The following is a 909-nucleotide window of genomic DNA, read 5'->3' as shown; positions in this document are numbered from 1 at the left end:
CTGATGCTGAGAATAGTGACATGAACATCTTTAACCTGAAACAGACAAGCCTAGCTCTGGGCAACAAGGAGTACTACACAGATCCAAAGAATGGCGAGATCATCAAGGCATACAATCAGTACATCGAGCGCATCGCTCAGCTAGCTGGTTACTCTGCCGAGGAGGCTCAGCGCATTGCGAAAACAATATTGCCGTCAGCACTCAGCTCGCCAAGATGTGCTACTCACAGACGGAGCTGCGTGATGCTCACTCGCAACTTCAACAAGGTTCAGATCAAGAAGTTTGTCGCTGACAACCCTGGCTTTGACTGGGCACGCTACATCAAGGGACGCAACCTCAGACGTCTAGAGTCTGGAACGCTGGTCAGCTAAAGTTCTTCAAGGACTTTAGCAAGTGGTTCCCCACGGCAGACCTACAGGCTCTCAAGGACTATGTCTTAGCACAGACCATCGATGGCTATGCTGGCTACCTCTCTGACGTACTTTGTACAGGCCAACTTTGACTTCTACTCCAAGACACTCTCTGGTATCAAGGAGATGCACCCAGCTGGCGTCGTGCAGTCAATCTGCTCAATGGCACGCTCGGTGAGGCGCTCGGCGAGGTCTATGTCAAGAAGTACTTCCCCGAGGAGGCTAAGGAGCGTATGAAGACGATGGTTAGCAACCTCCAGTCTGCCCTCAAGGATCGCATCTCTCAGCTCAAGTGGATGTCTGACGAGACGAAGCAGAAGGCTATTGAGAAGCTCTCTAACTTCACCGTCAAGATCGGCTATCCTGACAAGTGGAAGGACTACTCTAAGCTCAATATCTCTGAGGACAAGAGCTTTGTGGATAACGTTCGCAGTGCCATCCAGTTTGAGCATGACTTCAACATGTCTGAGCTTGGTCAGCCTGTCGATCGCTCTCGCTG

1 protein-coding gene and 1 pseudogene are annotated in these 909 nt (G+C 51.0%); both read left to right on the top strand.

Annotation, left to right across the window (positions count from 1 at the left end):
* On the top strand, positions 1 to 371 hold a 371-nt coding region (locus tag PORUE0001_RS10880), incomplete at its 5' end, for a M13 family metallopeptidase N-terminal domain-containing protein (protein WP_007365432.1).
* Between the two features lie 194 nt (positions 372 to 565).
* A pseudogene (locus tag PORUE0001_RS10875) lies at positions 566 to 909 on the top strand (M13 family peptidase); the annotation flags it as partial.

The sequence above is a fragment of the Porphyromonas uenonis 60-3 genome (genome assembly GCF_000174775.1).
Taxonomy (GTDB): domain Bacteria; phylum Bacteroidota; class Bacteroidia; order Bacteroidales; family Porphyromonadaceae; genus Porphyromonas; species Porphyromonas uenonis_A.
This window is presented reverse-complemented; position numbering and strand designations above follow the sequence as displayed.